This window comes from Sorangiineae bacterium MSr11367 (genome assembly GCA_037157805.1).
Classification (GTDB): Bacteria; Myxococcota_A; Polyangia; order Polyangiales; family Polyangiaceae; genus Pendulispora; species Pendulispora rubella.
The window spans coordinates 11,431,529-11,451,123 of sequence record CP089983.1 but is presented as its reverse complement, the minus strand read 5'-3'; the positions used below and the strand labels follow the sequence as shown (position 1 = coordinate 11,451,123).

Here is a 19,595-nt window from a genome sequence, read left to right as displayed (position 1 = left end):
AACGAAGAACCCCACGATGCGCTCCATCGAACGCGCACCTTCACAGCCGCTCGCCACCGTCCTGCGCACCTCGCGCTTGGTCCTGCGCCCCGGGCGCGAGTCCGACGTCTCCGCGATCCTGCGTGCCTCCCGCCGCAACGCCGACCACCTGCGTCCGTGGAGCCCTGCGCCGCCGCCCGACCAACCACGCCCCACGCTCACCAGCGCCGCCAAAGAGGTGGCGCGCGACCGCATCCTCTGGAAGCGCGGCACGCACTGCGCATTTTACCTTTTCCCCGCGGAGGACGAGACACCGAAGATCGTCGGCCGCATCGTCTTGAGCAACATCGTGCGCCGCGTTTTCCAGAACGGGTACCTCGGCTATTGGATCGATCGCGACCTGCAAGGCCAGGGCTACATGAGCGAGGCCGTCGACGCGGTCGTCGACTTTGCGTTTGGCCCGATGGGACTGCACCGCGTGCAGGCCGCCGTGATGCCGCGCAATCCAGGGAGCATGCGCGTGCTCGAGAAATGCGGCTTCCGCCGGGAAGGCTACGCCGTGCGCTACTTGAAAATTGCCGACCATTGGGAAGATCACGTCATTTTCGCCATTACCCGCGAAGAACGCGATTAACGCGACCCACGGCGAATCGTCGCAATCTCCTTCGGCGGTGGACCGATGGAAGGACACGATGTTCCTCCTCGATGCCGCCGGCGCCTTGGTCGCCCCCGAACGATGCGCGGCTTGCGACGCGCGTGTGCCCTTCCGCACCGTGTTTTGCAGTGCTTGCGCGGCCACCCTCACGTCCACATCGACGGAACATCGCGATGGGCCGCAGGCCTTGCATCCCCTGGCCAGTTTGCATGCTCCTTTTCTCTATGGTGGAGCGATATCCGCGGCGGTCACGCGATTCAAATACGAAGGGCGCAGCGAATTGGCACGTCCACTCGCGCATTTGCTTTTGCGCGCCGGGCCGCAACTAACGTCTCTCGCCATCGATTGTGTAGTTCCCGTTCCTCTTCACCCCACGCGCCTCGTCGAACGCGGATTCAATCAGGCGGCGCTTTTGGGGCGGTTGCTCGCGCGTCGACTCGGCGCGGCATTCGAACCGAGGGCTTTGACGCGCATCAAAGCCACGGAGGCACAGGCGACACTCTCCAGAGAGGGCCGTCTGCGCAATGTGCGCGGCGCGTTCGAAGCGCGTCAGGCAGATTGGCTCGCGAATCGTCGCGTATTGCTGGTGGACGATGTGGCCACCACCGGCGCAACTCTTGCCGAGGCAGCAATTGCCGTCCATGCGGCCAAAGCACATATCGTACATGCGGTCGTACTGGCCCGTGCATAGACAATCTCACGTCGGGACACGGCTCGCGCTATGATTGATTGAAGTGCGTTCCGGAGAAGTCGTGTGAGTGGTGAGAACGAGTGGCGTTGGGCCGATCCGCGCGGGCAACAGCGCCCCGTGCGGGCTGACGAATTGCGGGCCGCCCTCGCTGCTGGATCCATCGCACCCAATGCCCCAGTGTGGAGGCGTGGGTGGAAACGGTGGATGCCCGCCCACGATGTCCCGGAATTGCAGACAGTGGCGCAGGTCGGCGGCGTAGCGGCGGCGCAACGGCTCCGCGAGAGCGGGTTGACCGAGGAACCGCCGCCGCCACCGCGCTACATTCCCCTAGCTGCCAAGCCACCCGTCGCCAAAGCGAACACCATGGGAACGAACACTCCTGCCCCTCATCCTGCGCGCACCAAGGCGACGCCGGCACCGGCCAAAAAAACGATCGTGGGCATCGCCCCCACGACGGCGCGCCCGTCGAGTCCGAGCGCGCCACCGTCCTCGGGCTCTGCGCATTTGAAGCGCGCCGTTCCGAGCACGCCCAGCGCCTCACAGGGGACAGCCAAGGCCGTTCCAACGCCCGCGCGTCCCGAACCCATGGTCATCGAGCCGGAGGCGAACACGTCGGTCAACCTCACCGCCGTGACGGAGGGGAAGGCGACGGAGACGCTTGCCCGCGCCGATGCCATTCCGCCGCCGCGTGATGGTGTACGCACGGTGGTGGGCGTTCCCGTGATTCAGGATCCGCGTGGCAAGGGAAAGCTCGGGGAGAAGCCTGGCGACAAAGCGAAGGCCGTGGGATCGGGGGCGCTCAAGCCCAAGAGACAGACGCTGATCCAGTTCGGCGGCGCGCCTTCGTCCGAGGGCGATGACGCCGCGAGCTCCCAGGGCCGCCCCGAGCGTGCGAGCGCGCCCATCGTGGTGCCCGCGCCCGGCGCGCAGGCCGGCAAGAACGCGGTCACCCGTCCGCCGCCGTGGGGAGAAGGCGCCGTCGAGATTGGGCCAGCCATCCCGAAGAGCCCACCGCTTCCGCGCCTGCATCGCGATGAAAGCGTCGAGGAGTTGAGCGGCTCGATGCTGGTCGAGCACACCGACGAAGGCCCGATGGTGCGCCGTCTCTCTCCGTCGAACCCGCCGCCCGGCGTGCGCGCGAGTGCTCCACCGCGGGCAAGTGCGGCCCCCAAAGCGGGGCCTGGGGTCGTGAGCAGCCTTCCGCCTCCGGAGGTGCGAGGCCAATCGGGGGCCACGGCGGCGATGCCGTCGTATCTGGAACCTCCCCGCGAGCCGGGGCTGGGCGATCCCGACCCGAGCGCCCCGCCCTCCGACGTGCCCATGGCCGGTGGATACGGCGGCAGCATTCGCCTCGACACGACCCCGAACGACGCTCCGTCGCCGCTGATGAAGCGCGTGTTCGCGCGTTGGCCGTACCTCGAGCGAGTGCAGCAGGGCAAACCCCGGTTCTTCTTTCCTGTGCTCTTCGGCCTCGGTCTCTTGGTTGTGGTCATCGGCGGAGTGGCCCTCGTGAAAGCCGTGTCGGCGCCGAGTTCGCGCACGGCGGCCAACGACCGGGCGAATCCGGCCACACGCGTGGCGATGACCACGACGGGATCCTCGGCATCCGCCGCCGCACCGGAGAAAAAGCACGAGGTCATCGAGGTACCGCCACCCGCCGTGGCCCCGTCGGTCCCCTGCAGCATCGTGGGCCAGCCCAAGTCGATTGCGCCGCAGGTCGTCGTGCAAAGCGGTGTCGAGGTGGCCTCGGCCGGCCAGGGCCTCGCCCTCGGCTTTGCCAGCGCGCCCAAAGAAGGCGTCACCCTGCTTCTCGATCCGGCGACGCTCGCGGCGTCGGCGGAGCACACCAGCAAGGCCGCCGACGTCGTTCGCCGCGTCACGCCCGTTCCACCTTCGCACGCGGGCGGCAAAGAGGGGGCGCCCTCGGCGGCGATTTCGCTCGACCGCAAAGGTGACGCCGTCGAAGGCCGGCGCACGTCGTCCGGTCCCGCGCCAGTCGATTTCGGCGTCGCCAATGGCCACATCGTTTGGGCTCCGCGCGGCGAGAACAAGAGCAGCGCCCTCTGGGCCGTCGCCGGCGAGGGACCCGTCGAAGCGCTGCGCGCGGTTCCTCTCGACGGGGCCGAGCGCGGCTACGCGATGACCTTCCGCCGTGGCACCTCGATCTGGACCGGCGTCGTCGCGGCCGGCGACAAGAGCCTCGTCACCAAGGGCGAGCTCACCGAAGTCAAAGGCCTCGGCCCGCAGGTGGGCTCGCCCTCCATCGCCGCGAGTGGAGACACCGTGCTCGTGCTCTGGGCCGATCGCGCGAACGCGGACGAGCCGTGGTCCCTTCGCTACCGACGATGGCAAGCGTCGGGGACGGTGACCTCCGACGGCGCCGCGGAGACCGCCAAGACGTTCACCGTGCCCGCCGGCGGATTGGGTGCACCGTTCATGTCCCCGAGCGTGGCCCCCCTCGGCCAAGGTCGCTTCCTCGTCGTGTGGACCGAGGGCCCCGTCTCGAGCCATCAAGTGCGCGCGCAAACCCTGGATGCCGAGGGTGCGCCGCAGGGTTCCGCGTTCACCGTGTCGAGCGACGGTGCGAACGCGGGGCAGGGTCAGGCTGCCGTGCTGCCGGATGGTCGCGGCGCGGTCGCATATCTGGTAGCGGGTGGGAAAGGGTTCGAGCTGATGGCGACGTCCGTCTCGTGTCCGCGCCCCTAAAGAGAACCATGCCTCGCAACATCCCCCGCTCTCGCATTCCTTTCTCGGTCCTCGTCTCGTTCGCGTCGCTCGCTTGCGCTTGCAACCTTCTCGGGGGGCCATCGAAGGTGAAGGCGGGCGAGCTCTTCGAAACCGGCGAAACGCGCTACGACGCGTACTTCAAAGAGGTGCACGAGCTGCAAGTCGCCGCCGTGGGTTGGCCCGATGAGCGCAAGACCGCGTGCCGCGCCTTGGTCGACACGCTCAAGCTGAGTCCCGACGCCGCCGACGTCTCCATCGTGCAGGCCACGCACGAACGCGTGAACCAAGTTGCGCGCGACGTCGGGCCCATCAAGCTGGAGGTCACCAGCGACGACGCCCACCTGACCGCGGGCAACGCCGAAAGCGTGGACGACGCCACCCGCGAGCTCTTTCGCTCGATCGAGATGTGCGCCCACGCCGTCGCGCAGCGCGCGAAGAACCTGCGCGTGGTGCCGCCCAAGGTGGACGAGTTGCACAAATCGGGGCGCGAGCTCGAGCCGCACGTGCGCGAAGACTTCAGCCGCCGCGGCGGCCGCATCGGGTCCGACGTGCAGGCTGAGCTCACCGCCTCCTACTCGGTGCTCGACGGCGTCTCGCGCGAGGCCCGCAACGGCGCCCGCGGCGCGGAGGACTTCGTCGCGGATCTGCAGCGCGCCATCGTGAGCGACGGCCCGAGCCAGGACCGCGACGACAACAAGGCCGTCGCCAAGCGCGGCAAGTCCGACGGCGGCAAGGACACCAAGGGCGACGCGAAGCCCGAGTCGAAGCCGACGGCGAAGGCCGAGCCCAAGCCGCCGCCCAAGCCCCGCCCCCCGCGGACAAGCCCAAGCCGAAGCCCCCGCCGCCCAGCGAAGTGTTCAACCCCTAGACGTAGCATTCGTTTGATTGTTCTGGTCTCGCAGGTGCGTTGCAGACAAGCAGCGGCAGCGGGACAAGCCCGGCGGGGCCGGCGCCTTAGTCCGTCCCTTCGTGTGAGGATCGCCAGGCGTTGTGGCGATCCTCTCCTTCTGAGCCACACACCGCGCCGGTCTCGCCGGTGTCGTCCCGCTGCCGCCGTCCACGCACGACGATGACGCGAGAACGGTACCTCTAGTTGACCGTTGCGTTCGTCACGAAGAGCAGCGAGCCGCCGGCGACGATGATCCAGAGCAGCACGCCCTGGGCGAGGGCGCGCACCCCGACGGCGCGCAAGGCCGAGCGGCTTATCGCGGTGCCGACGAGAAAGAGCATGGCGCTCATCGCATGCCGCGCCGCCAGGCTTACCGGTGCGCCGAGCCCGGAGAGCCCGGGAACGAAGGTCACCAGCGCCGAGGCCACGAGAAACGCCGCAATGAACCACGGCTTGGGTGCTGCCACCGTTTTGCCGGCTTCCCCGGCGGCGTTACAGCGTTGCCGCATGGCATGCGCGATCAGGAGCGTCACCGGCACGATCCACAGGGCGCGGGTCAGCTTGACCGTGGTTGCGACCTCGAGCGCGCGCGTGCCGTAGGCCATCGAGGCGCCGACGACCGAGCTCGTGTCATGGATGGCCAGCGCCGACCAGAGACCGAAGCTCTCTTGGGAGAGCCCCACGGCGTGCCCGATCGTGGGAAAGAGCACCAACGCGGCCGCGTTGAGCAGAAACACCGTGCCAAAGGCCACGGTGACCTCGTGCTCTTCCGCGCGCAGCGCCGGCGCCACCGCCGCAATCGCGCTTCCGCCGCAAATGGCCGTGCCCACCGAAATGAGAAGGCCGGGGCGCGTCTGCACCCGCAGCGCCCGCGCCAGCAGCGTGCCGAGCAAAAGCGCACCGGCGATGCTCGCCGCCGTGTACCCGATCCCGTGCGCCCCCACCTGCGCGACCACGCGAAGGTCCATCCCTGCGCCAAGTCCGACGATGGCTGCCACGAGCAGCGCATGCGCGAGCTTTCGCGTGATGCGTAGGTACGGATTGCCCCAGGCGAGCCCGATGGCTGCGCCGCCCAAAAGAGAAAGACCCGGTGAAGCCCAAGGCGAAAGGGCCAACACGAATCCCAATGGAAGAAGAAAATGCGAAGGCTTCATTCGGGCCTTGAGGCCCTCATAGGCCTCATCGGCCCTCGACTTCTCAGTTTGCGCTCGGTTCATATCACTCTTCAGATCTGAGCACCGAGCCATCCGTGGGACCAATCGTTTGACCCAATGTGCCATCCGTTTCGCTGATAGCCTCGAGCGTCAAAATGGGCTCGATCGATCCCACGCTGCTTCCCACCTTCCTCGCTGTCCGTGATGCAGGACGTATTTCTGCTGCAGCGAAGATCGTCCATCTTTCGCAGCCCGCGGTGACCGCGCAGATCCGCAAGCTCGAGGAGGCCCTCGGCGTGGCGCTCTTCGTGCGGTCGGCGCGTGGGGTCGCTCCGACCCGCGCGGGAGAACGCCTCGCGGCGTACGCGCGCTCGGTGCAGCGCACCCTCGACGAAGCAGCCAGCGCCGTGCGCGCGGGCGAGGAGCCGCTCGGCGCGCTGTCGCTCACCGCGAGCACCACCATTGCCGCGCACGTCTTGCCCCCGGTGCTGGCGAAATTCCGCGCGGCGCACCCGGCGATTCCCCTGCGCCTCGAGGTGGCCAACACCGAGGAAGTCCTCGCCGCCGTGAAGAGCGGCCGCGTCCCGCTCGGCTTGGTCGAGGGCCACACCCGTGCGGGGGGCGTTCACCTCGAGCCCTACGTCGACGACGCGCTCGTGCCCGTCATCGGCCGTACCGCCCCCTTCCGCATCCGCAAACTGCGCGATTTCGCCGGCGTTCCCATCCTCTGGCGCGAGCCCGGCTCCGGCACCCGCGCCATCCTCGAGCGCGCCCTGCGCACGGCGGGCATCCGCAAAAAGCCGCAGGGCATCGACCTCGAGCTCGCGAGCACCGAGGCCATCCTCGGTGCCGCCGTCGCCGGCTTGGGCATCGCCTTCGTTTCCCGCTGGTCCATCCAGCCCCACCTCGTGGCCGGGGGCGTACACCTCGTGCCGGGTCTCGACTTTTCCGTGCGCCGCACCTTCTCGTGGGCCATCCCGGCGGGCGGCCTGCAAGGCACGGAGGCCCGTTTCTACTCCTTCGCCAAGAACAACCCGCCCGTGATCTCTTAAAGAACGAAGGCCCTCCCCCCGAAGGGAAAGGGCCTTCTTTTCAAACGTGTGGCTCGTGACTCAGTCGACGCCTTTGAGGGCGGCGGCCATCTTGTCGGGGGTCACGAACTCGTTGAAGCGCGCCTTCTCTTCGCCGCGGCTGTTGAGGATCACCACGGTGGGGAGGCCGACGACGCCGTACTTCTTCTGCAGCTTCTTCACGGTGGGATCCTCGTCGTCGGTGGCGTCGACCTTGATGCCCGCGAACTTCGCCGCGGCTCCGCGCACCCGCGGATCGGGCCAGGTTTGCTCATCGAGCTCGTTGCAGGCCTTGCACCAGCTGGCGCCGAAGTCGACCAGCACCGGCTTGTTCGCCGCGAGGGCCTGGGCGCGCGCCGATTCTTCGGCGCCGTTGCCTTGCCATGCGATGGGCGGGGCCGAGGCGAGGTCCTTGTCCTGCGCGATGGCCTCGCGGGCTGCGGCCTCGCGCTCCACGTTGTTCAGGAACAGTTGGCCCCAGCTCATGAACATGAAGGCGCCGACCACCACGGGGACGATGGATGCGAGCTTCATCGGCTTCGACAAGTGCGCGATGGGCGACTTGCGACGCTCGGCCGCGATGTGGATGCTCCCCAGCACCAGGCCGATGAGAAGGAGAATGCCGCCGACGGTTCCGTAGATCGTGTCCGGGTGCACCAGGGAGCGCACGCTGGGGAACGAGTCACGCAGGTAGCTGAAGGCCATGTACGCCAGCACCACGCCGCTGCCCCACTTGATGCCGAGCATCCAGGCGCCACCCTTGGGAAGGTTCACGGCGAAGGTACCCGCCAGGAAGAAGAGCATCCCCAGGCCGAGTGCGAAGGAGAACATCGAGATGCCGCCGACGAAGATGCTCTTCGTGTTGGCGATGCTCACGAGCATGCCCGTCACGAACGGCCCCGTGCACGGTGCGGCGATGAGGCCCATCACCAACCCGAGGACGAACGCACCCTTGAAACCGACCCCGCCCACCGTCGAAAGCTTGTTCGTCAGGCTCGACGGAAGCGCGATCTCGAAGGCGCCGAACATGGAGGCAGCCAGCGCGAGAAACAGAATCGCGATGCCTGACACGACCCACGGATTGGCCAGCGCCGCACCCATGAGCGAGCCCGTGAACGCCGCGGCGATGCCCAGCGGCACGAACAACGTGGCGATACCCAGCACGAAGGTGCCCGAGAGCAACGCGCCGCGTGTGCGCGACGACGTATCCGTCGCGCCGAAGATCGACACCGTGATGGGGACCATCGGAAAGACGCACGGGGTGAGGCTGCTCACCAGACCGACGCCGAAAGACACCACCACCGCGAGGGCAGGATTCTCCTGCGCCAATTTTCCGTAAGCGTTCGAATCGTGTGAAAGCTCGGAGAGCAGGCTCCAGAGCGAACGACCAAATGCAGCAATGAGCAGGGCCGAGACGGCGACGGCGCCCAAGGATATCCAGAGGCGCTTGTTGTTCGCGCGCGGCGCGGTCGTGAGCGTGGCTTGGTTCATGGTGCGGTTCCCTTGAATCCCATACTTCTGCAACGCGCGCACCCAGATGGAGGTTTCGCTCCGCCGGGTGGCCCAGCGGAACCGAGGTTAGGATAACTCACGGAAATCATTCACTTACAGATGCGAAGGGCGATGCAAAAAGTCTGGGGACCCCGGGATCCGCTGAGTCGACGATGGCCGGATCATCGGTCCCCCCATTGGCCCTTCGCCCGTCTCCAGACACCTTAGTTCGCGCTCATCTTCCCAATGGTTGCGCGCGCCATGCGGATCTCGGGTTCGAGGGCGATGCTCCGGGCTACCCCGCCCGACTCGGTCCGCTTCACGAAGGCTTCCAGGTAGCGGCGGGCCGTGACCCACTCGCCCGCGGCATAGGCCAAATGACCCAGCACGAAGCGACCATATCCTTGCCCGCACGGGGCCCGGGCGAGCTCGAGCATGGTGTCCGACACGTCGGTGACGTGCTCGCCGTTGGCGATGCGCGCCAGGGCGAGGTGCGCCCGGTACAGAGGCTTCTCCCGCGTGCCCCAACGCGTGGCCCTCGTCAGGGACGCGATGGCCTCATCGTAACGTTGCGCCAGGAAAAGAATGCTCCCCAACGTCCATAGATGAAATGGCCGCCGCGACGCCGGACCGCGCCGGGTCGCCGCGCGCAGATGAAGGATGGCCTTCTCGAGATCCCCCAGGGCGAGCGCAGCCCGCGCCGCGTCTTGGTAGAGGACGTCGGTCAGGACGTTGACCTCGATGGCCTGCAGCGCAATCTCGTGGGCCTTACGGAAGCGCCGCGACTCGAAGTGCGAGAGATAGAGCTGCCGCAGCAGCATGGCCTGTGTGGTGCGGTCGAGCGGGGCGGTGGTGGCTAGGCCACGCCGGGCATAGCGGGCACGTCCAGCTGGCGTGCGCGCAGTCATGGCCTTACGAAGGAAATCTTCGGGGGTGACGGCGCCGTCGGCCGCAGAATTCGAACCCGCCGGCCCACCCGGCGGGGGCACGCTGTCTTGGGACACAATCTATTTGTAGCATTCAAGCTTTCTTTCGGCCAAAAGACGTCGGAACGTTCGTGCGGAAAGGAACAGCTTACGATGCGCATACCGTCCACTCTGCTCGCCATCGCGCTTGCTGCCGCGCCAGCTCCCCTGGTTCTTGGCTGCTCGCATGAAGCCACGGAGGCCGAGTGTCAGCTCATCGTCGACCGCAATGTCGAACTGCAGATGAAGGCCATGAACAACCCGGATCCGGCGGCTATCCAGAAGAAGCAGGAAGAAGTTCGCCAGGAAATGAAGGACGATTTGCGCACGAACTGCCTCGGCCGGAAAGTGACGGACGCCATGATGAAGTGCGTCCGCAACGCCAAGACGACGGACGAGATCAGCCAGTGCCTTCGCTGATAGGTCGTTTCGCCTTCGGGCTTTCCGTCCTGCTGGTCTCCACCACCCTTCTCGCGTGCAAGAAAAAGGTCGATGCCGACCAGTGCACGCAGCTCATCGATCGGTACGCCACCCTGGTCGTTCGCGAGCGGTTCCCCGATGCATCCGCCGACCAAATTCAGGCCGAACGGACGCGCGAGCGCGACGAAGCCCGCGGCGACGAGAACTTCCGCAGCTGCGTCTCGGAGGTGACCGAGATGGAGTTCAAATGTGCGATGAGCGCCCAGACCACCGGCGCCCTCGAGAAGTGCCTGGAGTAGTCGGACCAGCCCGAGGGAATTTCTTTGGCGCTGCTGCGTATCGTGGCTGGTCGTGTTCGCGCCCATGACGGAAAACCCGTCCTGCGCACAAGCAGAGGGGGAATCGGCTCCCGCCGACTTGCTCGAAGGAAGCGGACGGGGCTATGGAGGCATAGATGCGTGGAAAGCTTTCTTTCGTAGGACTGTTCGTGGCCGCGTTGAGCACCGTTTCCTGCGGCAGCGATAGCGATGGGGCCCAGACGGGGCTCGACGGCGTGTGGGATATCACCAGCTACAACACGGGAGGCCCGGCGGAGATGGTCATCTCCGGCGGTAGCCTCACCGGGTACGTCGCGAACGCTCGGGAAGGGAAGCCCAACTTCCATGGCCTCGACGACTGCACGGCGACGAAGGATCGCACCGAGTTCACCATCACGGCCGCGGGCAATTCCGTGACGGCCACACGCACCGCGATCATCCAGACGACCGGCTCCTCGTGCGAGGACTACTACAAGGATTACAAGCGGACCGTGACCTTCAGCGGCGTGCGCACGCGCACGGCGCCGGCGAGCAGCACGGACTTGAACGGCGATTGGTCCATCACCGGCGAGGGTGACGCGTGGGATGCCACGGTGAACGGCTACGCGGTGACGGCCAAGTCGAAGCCGGGGCCGAAGCGGCCCGATGCGAACGACGAAGACACGCTGAACATCGCGATCGCAGGTGGGGTCATCACCGTCTCCTCCACGGAGGAGAAGCTCGGTTTCGCGGCCAAGAAACGATGACGTGAAAGCTCTCCTCGCTACTTCCGTCGTGCTCGTGGCAGGGGCTTTGGCATTTTTTCTCCTTCGCACGCGCCCCGTGGAGAACGGCATCGTTCTCTGCGGCGCGCGCGTGCCTCAGGCGCCCGTGCCGCCGGCACTCGACGAGCCGCTCTTTGCGGCCGTGGCGCTGTCGCTCACCGACGAGGAGCGCCGCACCTTGGAGACCGTGCTTGCCGATGCGAACACGCGCTGGGAGGCGCGCGCGAATCCGCTGCTCGACGATTTGGGCGATGGAGAGCCCGACGACGCGTTCGACGCATGGCTCGAGCGCGCCCCCACGCCGGTGGCGGTGGCGTATGCCGCGTCGAGCCCGCGCTTTTGCGCGACGGACGGCTTTTGCGTGGAGGTGCTCATGCCGGCGTCGTCATGCTCGCCCGGCTTTGCACCGGTCACGGGACACGATCTGGAACGCGCGCGCTTCTTGGCCTGGCCTTTTGCGCACGCCGCCTGGCTCCACGCCGGCTCGGAAGCGGATGCCGCGCGCATCGCCGACACGCTGCGCGCGCAGGCGCGTGCTCGATCGCCGAAGGGGCAGATGGGCCTCGTGCTGCAGGCCGGCGACGAGCTGCGCGCACGCGAGCCGCCGTTCGCCGAGCTCCGGGAGCGCTTCCTTCGCCACGAAGCGCTGAAGCGGCTCGCGAAGGACGCGGGGGCTGCTCTGGAGGCCATGAAGAAGGATGCGCCCGGCGAGCGCACCTTTCCGATCCGACTCGCGCCCGCCGATGTGCTGGTCCTTCCCGGGCTCGAGGCGTTGACGCACCGGGATGCCTTCGAGGCGGAGCTGCGTCCCTACCGCTGAGCGGCGCTCGTCCTATTTGGAGTGTGCGGCTCGACCGCTCCACTGCTGACGCCCGTTCTTGCGCACGGGTTCCGTCGCCACGCCCCACACCATGTCGCCGCCTAGCTTGCAGGCCTGATCCTTCAGGGTGCGCAGGCAATCCGCTTCGGCCACGGTTTCGTCGCAGCTTGCGCTGACAGGTCCGATGTTCTCGCTCGGCTTCGTGGGGGCGTCATGGAACAGCTCCACGGTGCACCCCTCTTCCCGCGCGGGGTACTTCGAGCCCGCGTCCTGCCGCGCGCCGCCGCAGGCGACCAGCGCCAGCACGACCAGCGCGGCGGCTTTCATGTCACCGCCTCGGTGCGCAACGTCGCGTCGGCGTCCAGCTTCGTCGCGGGGGTCTCGCCGGTCTTGAGCAGCGGAAAGCCCATGGCCTGCCGCTGCGCGAGGAACGACTCGGCGACGGCCTTGGCAATGCCGCGCACGCGGCCAATGTAGCGAGCGCGCTCGGTCACACCAATGGCACCACGCGCGTCGAGCACATTGAATTGGTGCGCCGCTTTGCAAACGAAGTCATAGGCCGGCAAAACGAGGCGCTTGAGCGGATCGTCGGAGAGCCCGATCAATCGTTTCACCTCGGATTCGGCGTGATCGAAAAAGGCAAAGTGCGCTTTGGTATCCGCCTGCTCGAAATTGTAGGTGCTCCATTCCCATTCATTTCGTTTGGCCATCTCACCGTACGTAATGCCGGGCGCCCAGGCGACGTCGTAAATGTTGTCGCAATCTTGCAGGTACATGGAGATGCGTTCGAGTCCGTAGGTCAGCTCGCCGGAGACGGGCCGGCAATCGATGCCGCCAATCTGCTGAAAATACGTAAACTGGCTGATTTCCTGGCCGTCGAACCAAACCTGCCAACCGAGTCCCCAGGCGCCGAGGGTGGGCGACTCCCAATCGTCCTCGACGAATCGCAAATCATGTTCCTCGGGGTGGGTGCCCAGCGCACGGAGTGAGGCGAGGTATTGATCCTGAATGTCGATGGGCGACGGCTTCAGAATGACTTGGAATTGGTGAAACTGCTGGAGTCGATTGGGATTGTCACCATATCGACCGTCCGCGGGGCGGCGCGAAGGCTCGACGAAAGCGACATTCCAGGGTTCGGGGCCAAGCGCGCGAAGGAACGTCGCCGGATTGAAGGTACCGGCACCGACTTCGGAGTTGTACGGCTGCACGAGGACGCAGCCTCGTTTGGTCCAGAAATCTTGCAGGCCTAGGATGAGTTCCTGAAAATACACGCGTTTTCCTCCCGTCCCCCCCTTCGGGGGGGAACGCAGCATAGTGCCGCCGAAAGGGCGGGGGGGAGCCGTTCGGCGGGTAGGGGTTCGCTTTGTTGGTGCGAGGCCTGGGGGGGTGGCCTGGCGGGTGGCCCTGGTGGGCTCCCCCCACCGATCGCCAGGTTTCTAGAATTGACCCCCCGGAGGGGGGTAATGCAGTGCGTTGATCTCCTACCTTTGCGGTTTAGATCGACCGACTTTTCGGCTGAGTTAACATCGACGCGACGCAACGATCACAAAGCTGAAACAGGTAGCGCGATGCGTTACATCGGAGTACGCTAAAAAAAGAGCTATGTGCGGTCTAGGGTTCGTCGTGGAGCTTGAGCGCGGCCCGCAACACGGGGTCGTAGAGGATGGGATCGAAATCGTCCGACGTCTCGCCCACCGTGGCGCGACGGGCGCAGATCCCAAAACCGGCGATGGTGCAGGCATGCTCCTGCAATTGCCTCACGCATTCTTTCGTGCGAGATGCACGTTCGAATTACCGCGTGCGGGCAAGTACGCCGTCGCGATGCTTTTCCTTTCGCGCGACGACGCTCGTCGTGCGCGGCAGGAAGAGCGCCTCGTCAATGCGGTGAAGCATTATGGGCTGAAGGTACTCGGCTGGCGCGACGTCCCCACGGACGATGCGATGCTCGGGCCCCTCGGGCAATCGTGCAAGCCGATCATCCGACAACTGTTCGTCGGGCGCGACGCCAAGGCTGCGGAGATCATCAAGTCCTCGCACCAGCTTCCCACCGAGAACGACGATGCGCCGCTCGCGATGAGCGACTTCGAGCGCATGCTCTTCTTGGTGCGCAAGCGCGCCGGCCGTGCCAACAGCGCCGCGGGCGAGGGCGAGGACTTCTACGTCTGCAGCTTCTCGTCGACCACCATCGTTTACAAAGGCTTGATGCTGCCGGAGCACATCGGGACCTTTTACCCCGATTTGGCGGACCCGCTCACGCAGAGCCAATTCGCCATCGTGCACTCGCGTTTCAGCACGAACACTCTGCCCACGTGGGATCGCGCGCACCCCTTCCGCCGCATCGCCCACAACGGCGAAATCAACACGCTGCGCGGCAACCGCGCGTGGATGGGGGCCCGCGAGCAAGTGCTCCAGGCGCACCTCTTCGGCGATGCCATCAGCGACATCAAGGCCATCATCCGCCCCGAGGGAAGCGACTCGGCGTCGATGGACAACGTCGTCGACTTCTTGCTCGCCGGCGGGCGGTCCATTCCGCACGTCATGATGATGCTCGTGCCCGAGGCATGGTCCACGCAGGCGCACATGCCCGAGGAGCTGCGCGCGTTCTACGAGTACCACGCGTCGCTCGTCGAGCCGTGGGACGGGCCGGCGGCGCTGCTCTTCACCGACGGGCGCTACGTCGGCGCCACGCTCGACCGCAATGGGCTCCGCCCGTTGAAGTACATCGTGCAGACCGGTGGGCGCGTGCTCGCGGCGAGCGAGTTCGGCGTGCTGGACGTGCCGGACGAGCAGATCCTGCACAAGGGCCGGGTCATGCCGGGCAAGATGCTTTTGCTCGACTGTGGTAGCGAATACGAGCCCGGCCGCATCGTGGAAGATGCGGAGGTCAAACGCGCCGTGGCCACGCGCCAGCCGTACGCCTCGTGGATCGGCGACAACAAGATCGACTTGGCGCGCCTGCCGGACGTCCCGCAGATCTACACGCTCAAGCGTGAGGACCGCGAACGGCTGCTGCGCACCTTCGGCTATACGCGCGAAGACCTCCAGATCGTGCTCGCGCCCATGGCCACGCGCGGCGAAGAGGCGACGGGAAGCATGGGCAACGACGCGCCGCTCGCGGTGCTGGTCGACAAGCCCGTGTCGATGTTCCGGTACTTCAAGCAGCAGTTCGCGCAGGTGACCAATCCGCCGATCGACCCGATCCGCGAGGAGCTGGTCATGTCGCTCGTCACCTGTGTCGGTGGCGAGGGGCGTCTGCTCGACGAGACGCCGGAGCAGTGTCGGCTCTTGGAGTTGCCGCACCCGATTCTGACGAGTCGCGAGCTGGCGAAGCTGAAGACCAATCCGTACCCGTTCTTCCGCACGCAGGTGATCTCGATGACGTTCCCGGCCAGCCCGGGGACGAAGTTGAGCTCCGAGGAGCGCCTTCGCGTGGCGATCGAGTCCATCCAGGACGCGGCGGAGCGCGCGGTCGATGCCGGCTACAGCGTGCTCATTCTGAGCGATCGCGATGTCGATGCGGAGAGTGCGCCGATTCCGAGCTTGATTGCGACGTCGGCCGTGCACCATCGCCTCTTGCGCGTCGGAAAGCGCACGCGCGTGGGCATCGTGGTGGAGTCGGGCGAGTGCCGCGAGGTGGCCGATCTCGCGCTGCTCGTGGGCTTCGGCGCCGGTGCGGTGAATCCGTACTTGGCGATGGAAGTCGTGGCCGACTCGAGCGAGGACGCCGCGGCGGCCACGAAGGCTTACGTCACGGCGCTCAAGAAGGGGCTTCTCAAGGTGCTCTCCAAGATGGGGATCAGCACCTTGTCGAGCTACCACGGTGCGCAGATCTTCGAAGCCCTCGGGCTCTCGCAGAAGCTGGTCGACACGTACTTCCCGGGGACGGAGACGTCCATCGGCGGCATCGGGCTCGACATCGTGGCCGACGATGCGTTGACGCTGCATGCCCAGGGGTTCGCAGCGCCGGAGGATCAGGAGCTCGAAGTCGGCGGCACCTACGCGTGGCGCGCCGGCGGCGTTCCGCACCTGTGGAACCCGGAGACGGTCGCCAACCTGCAGAAGGCGGTGCGCCTGAACGACGACCGCTCCTACGCGGACTACGCGAAGCGCATCAACGATCAGGCGACCGGGCCCTGTACCTTGCGGGCGCTCTGGGACATCTCCCTGCCCCAGGGCAACACGCCCGTTTCCATCGACGAGGTGGAGTCTGCGCAGACGATCGTGCGCCGCTTCGCCACCGGCGCCATGTCCTTCGGCAGCATCAGCAAGGAGGCGCACGAAAACCTCGCCATTGCGATGAACCGCATCGGCGGCAAGAGCAACAGCGGCGAGGGCGGCGAAGACTCCATCCGCTACGTGCCCGACGAGCGCGGCGACCTGCGCAAGAGCGCCATCAAGCAAGTGGCCTCGGCGCGCTTCGGCGCGAGTGCGCATTACCTCGTCTCGGCCGAGGAGATGCAGATCAAGATCGCGCAGGGCGCCAAGCCCGGCGAAGGCGGACAGCTTCCCGGCCACAAGGTGGACGAGACGATCGCACGCGTGCGGCATGCCACGCCGGGCGTCACCCTCATCTCGCCGCCGCCGCACCACGACATCTATTCGATCGAGGACCTGGCCGAGCTCATCTTCGATTTGAAGAACGTGAACTCGCGGGCCCGCGTGAGCGTGAAGCTCGTGGCCGAGTCGGGCGTGGGGACCGTGGCGGCGGGCGTGGCCAAGGCCAAGGCGGATCTCATCCTGATCAGCGGGCACGATGGCGGTACGGGCGCATCGCCGCTGTCATCGATCCAGCATGCGGGCATTTCCTGGGAGATCGGCATCGCCGAGACGCAGCGGGTGCTCGTGGAGAACAACCTGCGCTCGCGCGTGCGGCTGCAGGTCGACGGGCAGCTCAAGACGGGGCGGGACGTGGCGATTGCCGCGCTTCTCGGCGCCGAGGAATTCGGCTTTGCCACCGCGCCGCTCGTCGCATCGGGCTGCATCATGATGCGCAAGTGCCACTTGAATACCTGCCCCGTGGGCATTGCCACGCAGGATCCGGTGCTGCGCGCGCGCTTCAAGGGTGAGCCGGAGCACGTCATCAACTACTTCTTCTTCGTGGCCGAGGAGCTGCGCGGCATCATGGCGAGCCTCGGGTTCCGCACCATCGACGAGATGGTGGGCCGCGTGGATTGCCTCTCGATGCGCCCCGAGGAGCGGCTGCCCCGCAAGGCGCGCGGGCTCGATTGCTCGCGGCTCTTGTCGCTGCCCACGGGCGAAGGTCCGCTGCGGTGTACGGAGCCGCAGATCCACGAGATCGACAACGTGCTCGATCGGAAGATCATCGAGCTGGGGGCGGCCAGCCTCGAGCGCGGTGAGAAGACGGAGTTCGAGCTTCCCGTGCGCAATTCGGATCGCGCGCTCGGGGCCATGGTTTCGGGCGAAATTGCTCGAAAATACGGCGAGAACGGTCTCCCCGAGGACACGCTCACGGTGCACGTCAAAGGCACCGCCGGCCAGAGCTTCGGCGCCTTCGCGGCCCGCGGCCTGTCGCTGGTGCTCGAGGGCGATGCCAACGACTACGTCGGCAAAGGTCTTTCGGGCGGCACCTTGGTCGTGCGGCCCAGCCCGAGTGCGCGCTTCGTCGCGGACCGCAGCGTCATCGTGGGCAACACGGTGCTCTACGGCGCCATCGACGGCCGCGTGTTCTTCGCAGGCCGCGCCGGCGAGCGCTTCGCCGTGCGAAACAGCGGCTGCACCGCAGTGGTGGAGGGCGTGGGCGATCACGGCTGCGAGTACATGACCGGCGGTCGCGTGGTGGTCCTGGGAACGACGGGGCGAAACTTCGCGGCCGGCATGAGCGGCGGCATCGCCTACGTGCTGGACGAGGATGGACACTTCGCCGAGCGCATCAACGGTGCGATGGTCGAGGTGGAGCATCCGCTGTCGGCCGAAGATCTCGAGGAAGTCCACGCGCTGGTGCAAGAGCACGCGGCGCGGACGAACAGCCGCAAGGCCGCGGCGGTTCTCGCGGGCTGGGCGGCGTCGAGCGCGCAGTTCGTCAAGGTGATTCCAACGGAATACAAGCGCGCGTTGGAACGGGAGAAGGCGCGACTTCGCGAGGTGAGCCATGGGTGACCCGACGGGATTTCTCAAGCTGGGCCGAGGCCGTTCGAAAGAGCGTCCCGTCGAAGAACGCGTGGGCGACTACCGCGAGTTCGTGTTGCCGCTGGCGGAGGGCGAGGTTCGCCAGGAGGCCGCGCGTTGCATGGATTGCGGCGTGCCCTTCTGCCATGGCAGCTGTCCGCTGGGGAATTTGATCCCCGAGTGGAACGACATGATGTTCCGCGGGCAGGTCGACCGTGCGATGTCGCGCTTGGCCGAGACGAACAACTTTCCCGAGGTGACCGGCCGCATCTGTCCAGCGCCGTGCGAAGGTTCGTGCGTGCTCGCCCTCGACAGCGATGCCGTGCGCATCAAGGCCATCGAGAAGACGATCGCCGACGAGACGTTCGAGCGCAGCCTCATCCCGCGCCCGGCGGCGCAGCGCACGGGCAAGCGCGTGGCGGTGATCGGCTCCGGGCCGGCGGGCATGGCGGCGGCGCAGCAGCTGGCCCGCTCGGGGCACGACGTGACCCTGTACGAGCGCGACGACCGCATCGGCGGGCTTTTGCGCTACGGCATCCCCGACTTCAAGCTGGAGAAAGACGGGCTCGATCGCCGCGTCGCGCAGATGGAGGCCGAAGGCGTCCGCATGGTGACCAGTGCGGACATCGGCGGGGCCATTTCGATCCACGACGTGCGCGGGGAGCACGATGCGGTGGTGCTCGCGTGCGGCGCCCAGGTGCCGCGCGACCTTCCGGTGGGCGGCAGGGAGCTGCGGGGCATCCACTTCGCGATGGACTTTCTCACCCTGCAGAATCGCCGTGTGGCCGGCGACGTGGTGGGCGATGGGCTGGTGGCCACGGGCAAGCACGTGGTGGTCATCGGCGGTGGCGATACGGGTTCGGACTGCGTGGGCACGTCGCACCGGCAGCACGCGGCGAGCGTTCTGCAGCTGGAGATCATGCCCCGACCGCCGGAGGCGCGCCCGCGCGAGAATCCGTGGCCGGCATGGCCGCTGGTGCTGCGCACGTCGTCCTCGCACCAGGAGGGCGGCAACCGCGATTGGTCCGTTCTCACGCGCCGCTTCATCGGCGATGCCGAGGGCAACGTCGTATCGCTGGAGGCGATTCGCGCGGAGATTATGCCCGATCGCTCGGTGCGCGAGATGCCGGGTACGGAGTTCACCGTCCCGTGCGAGTTGGCCCTTCTGGCCATGGGCTTCACCGGTCCCGTGCGAACGGTGCCGTCGGCCCTCGGGCTCATCCTCGATGGGCGCGGCAACGTGGCAACGGACGCGGACGGTCGCACCAACGTCGACGGCGTCTTCGCGTGCGGCGACATGAGCCGCGGGCAATCGCTGGTCGTGTGGGCGATTGCCGATGGCCGCCGCGTCGCGCGGGGGGTCGATCGGTACCTCGCGGCCGTTGCGGCGCAACCGCAGCGGGTCGCCGGCTGAGCGACCGCTGTTGCGGGTGCAACGTCGCACGTTGCACCCCGCGACGGCCGGACGTACGCATCTCTGCGTAATTTCCGGGATTTGGCTGCGGCTCGGAACTTGATGATTCCCGC

Annotated in this window: 16 protein-coding genes; 11 read left to right on the top strand and 5 right to left on the bottom strand. The window is 66.8% G+C overall.

Features of this window, described 5'->3' with window-relative positions:
* The first annotated feature begins 16 nt into the window (after positions 1-16).
* The 4 genes from LVJ94_44495 to LVJ94_44480 all read left to right on the top strand — a co-directional run bounded on the left by LVJ94_44495 (position 17) and on the right by LVJ94_44480 (position 5,125).
* Complete coding sequence (locus LVJ94_44495) at positions 17-613, top strand: GNAT family N-acetyltransferase (protein WXB03956.1); 597 nt, start codon at positions 17-19, stop codon at positions 611-613.
* 37 nt (positions 614-650) lie between these two features.
* Positions 651-1,325, top strand: a complete 675-nt coding sequence (locus LVJ94_44490; protein WXB03955.1) for a ComF family protein — start codon at positions 651-653, stop codon at positions 1,323-1,325.
* 63 nt (positions 1,326-1,388) lie between these two features.
* The gene (locus LVJ94_44485; GenBank protein WXB03954.1) at positions 1,389-4,031 is read left to right on the top strand and encodes a GYF domain-containing protein; all 2,643 of its coding nucleotides are present in this window, start codon (positions 1,389-1,391) and stop codon (positions 4,029-4,031) included.
* 8 nt (positions 4,032-4,039) lie between these two features.
* Positions 4,040-5,125, top strand: a complete 1,086-nt coding sequence (locus tag LVJ94_44480) for a hypothetical protein (GenBank protein ID WXB03953.1) — start codon at positions 4,040-4,042, stop codon at positions 5,123-5,125.
* 16 nt (positions 5,126-5,141) lie between these two features.
* On the opposite strand, the gene LVJ94_44475 is transcribed toward LVJ94_44480, so the two are convergent.
* Positions 5,142-6,095 carry a putative sulfate exporter family transporter gene (locus tag LVJ94_44475; GenBank protein ID WXB03952.1) on the bottom strand — a complete coding sequence of 318 codons (954 nt, stop codon included), beginning with the start codon at positions 6,093-6,095 and terminating at the stop codon, positions 5,142-5,144.
* A 155-nt stretch (positions 6,096-6,250) separates the two neighbouring features.
* Here LVJ94_44475 and LVJ94_44470 point away from each other — a divergent pair, with 155 nt between their 5' ends.
* Positions 6,251-7,147, top strand: a complete 897-nt coding sequence (locus tag LVJ94_44470) for a LysR substrate-binding domain-containing protein (GenBank protein ID WXB03951.1) — start codon at positions 6,251-6,253, stop codon at positions 7,145-7,147.
* Positions 7,148-7,207: 60 nt separating this feature from the next.
* Here LVJ94_44470 and LVJ94_44465 read toward each other — a convergent pair whose 3' ends face one another.
* Positions 7,208-8,656 (bottom strand): thioredoxin family protein, encoded by a 1,449-nt coding sequence (locus tag LVJ94_44465; GenBank protein ID WXB03950.1) that lies wholly within the window; start codon positions 8,654-8,656, stop codon positions 7,208-7,210.
* A 224-nt stretch (positions 8,657-8,880) separates the two neighbouring features.
* Positions 8,881-9,660: a tetratricopeptide repeat protein gene (locus tag LVJ94_44460; protein WXB03949.1), complete on the bottom strand. Its 780-nt coding sequence runs from the start codon at positions 9,658-9,660 to the stop codon at positions 8,881-8,883.
* A 75-nt stretch (positions 9,661-9,735) separates the two neighbouring features.
* Between LVJ94_44460 and LVJ94_44455 the strand changes: the two genes are divergently transcribed.
* From LVJ94_44455 to LVJ94_44440, 4 genes are all read left to right on the top strand, one after another.
* The gene (locus LVJ94_44455) at positions 9,736-10,041 is read left to right on the top strand and encodes a hypothetical protein (GenBank protein WXB03948.1); all 306 of its coding nucleotides are present in this window, start codon (positions 9,736-9,738) and stop codon (positions 10,039-10,041) included.
* Positions 10,029-10,340: a hypothetical protein gene (locus LVJ94_44450; GenBank protein WXB03947.1), complete on the top strand. Its 312-nt coding sequence runs from the start codon at positions 10,029-10,031 to the stop codon at positions 10,338-10,340. The genes LVJ94_44455 and LVJ94_44450 overlap by 13 nt, the downstream gene beginning before the upstream one ends.
* Before the next feature lie 155 nt (positions 10,341-10,495).
* Entirely contained in the window at positions 10,496-11,104 is a 609-nt protein-coding gene (locus LVJ94_44445) for a hypothetical protein (protein WXB03946.1), read from the top strand.
* A 1-nt stretch (position 11,105) separates the two neighbouring features.
* Positions 11,106-11,942: a hypothetical protein gene (locus LVJ94_44440; protein WXB03945.1), complete on the top strand. Its 837-nt coding sequence runs from the start codon at positions 11,106-11,108 to the stop codon at positions 11,940-11,942.
* Between the two features lie 12 nt (positions 11,943-11,954).
* Here the strand turns inward: LVJ94_44440 and LVJ94_44435 are convergent, their stop codons facing one another.
* On the bottom strand, positions 11,955-12,269 hold the full coding sequence (locus tag LVJ94_44435; protein ID WXB03944.1) for a hypothetical protein: 315 nt from the start codon (positions 12,267-12,269) through the stop codon (positions 11,955-11,957).
* Complete coding sequence (locus tag LVJ94_44430) at positions 12,266-13,213, bottom strand: glycine--tRNA ligase subunit alpha (GenBank protein WXB03943.1); 948 nt, start codon at positions 13,211-13,213, stop codon at positions 12,266-12,268. Before LVJ94_44430 ends, LVJ94_44435 begins: the two co-directional genes overlap by 4 nt.
* Positions 13,214-13,544: 331 nt before the next feature.
* Here LVJ94_44430 and gltB point away from each other — a divergent pair, with 331 nt between their 5' ends.
* The gene (gltB, locus tag LVJ94_44425; GenBank protein WXB03942.1) at positions 13,545-18,059 is read left to right on the top strand and encodes a glutamate synthase large subunit; all 4,515 of its coding nucleotides are present in this window, start codon (positions 13,545-13,547) and stop codon (positions 18,057-18,059) included.
* The gene (locus LVJ94_44420; GenBank protein ID WXB03941.1) at positions 18,052-19,482 is read left to right on the top strand and encodes a glutamate synthase subunit beta; all 1,431 of its coding nucleotides are present in this window, start codon (positions 18,052-18,054) and stop codon (positions 19,480-19,482) included. The genes gltB and LVJ94_44420 overlap by 8 nt, the downstream gene beginning before the upstream one ends.
* The last annotated feature ends 113 nt before the right edge of the window (positions 19,483-19,595 follow it).